1 protein-coding gene is annotated in these 1,398 nt (G+C 28.4%); it reads left to right on the forward strand.

Features of this window, described 5'->3' with window-relative positions:
* Positions 1 to 117 precede the first annotated feature (117 nt).
* Positions 118 to 1,398 (forward strand): IS1634 family transposase (locus tag HMPREF1983_RS03780; protein ID WP_021752973.1); only part of this gene is annotated, 1,281 nt, incomplete at its 3' end.

The following is a 1,398-nucleotide window of genomic DNA, read 5'->3' on the forward strand; positions in this document are numbered from 1 at the left end:
GAGTTTATCACTTAGGAAGAAAAATAATAGACAAAAAAGTAGTAATACCAACGAAAAAAGTCTATTATTTTCATTTTTTCTCTTGTTGTATACGGTTATATTTGTTATAATAGAAATATGGCATATATAAAAGTAACAAAAAACAGAGAAGGTAAAAAACACGTATACTTAGTAGAAGGATATCGAGAAGGAGACAAAGTAAAACAAAGAACAATTCATACTTATGGTAGATTAGATAAACTAGAACAAGAAGAACCAGGAATACTAGAAAGATTAAAAAAAGAAGCAAAAGAAGGAAAATTCAATAAAGATAATTATATAGATGTAACATATGACTTAGAAGCACCTATGAATGAACCAGATAAAATATACGGTTGGAAAATAATAGACAGTATATACAAAGAATTAAAAATTGAGAAATTTCTAGAAAAGTATGAAGATAAAAAAAGAAGTGACAAAATAACAAATATCCTAAGATTACTAACTATACAAAGAATATTAAAACCCAATAGTAAAATATCAAGCTACAAAGCACAAGAAGAACTATATGGAAACTGGGAGATAAACTTAAACAGTATTTACAGAGGGTTAGATAAACTAGACGAAATAAAAGAAGAATTACAAATACATCTACACAAAGAAATATCAAAAATAACAAACAGGAAAGCAACATTAGTATTTTATGATGTTACAAACTACTACTTTGAAACAGAAGAACCAGAAAAATTACAAAACAAAGCACAAGAAGATGAGAAAACAAAAGAAAAATTCGAAAAAGAAATACGAAGAAAAGGAGCAAGTAAAGAAAACAGACCCAATCCAATAGTACAACTAGGCTTATTTATGGATACCAACGGAATACCAATAAGTTATAAATTATTTAAAGGGAACCAAACAGACCCGGTAACTTATCTACCAGCTATAGAAACAATAAAAAAACAATTTGGAATAGAACGTTTAATAGTAGTGGCAGATAAAGCTATGAACAGTGAAAAAAATGTAAGCTATATGGGGAAAAGTAAAGATGGATGGTTATTTTCACAAAAACATAGAGGAAAAAGAGGAGCCTCAAAAGAAATACAAAACTTTATATTAGAAGAAAGTAACTGGGAAATAAATGAAGAAATGACATTTGCGAAAAAATCATTTATACGAGAAAGAAAAATAGGAAAAGAAACTATAAAAGAAAAAGTTCTAGTTACATGGAGTAAAAAGTACGCTCTAAGAGAACAAGCAAGAAGAGAAGGAGCTATAGATTACGCGAAAAAACTAACACAACCACAGTTATACAGAATGACAAGTAAAAAAGGAGGGAAAAAATATCTAGAAGTAAGACTAATAGATCCAAAAACAGGAGAAATACTTCCGTACAAACCAAAAGTAACAATAGATGAAGAA

It is taken from the genome of Gemella bergeri ATCC 700627 (assembly GCF_000469465.1).
GTDB lineage: Bacteria > Bacillota > Bacilli > Staphylococcales > Gemellaceae > Gemella > Gemella bergeri.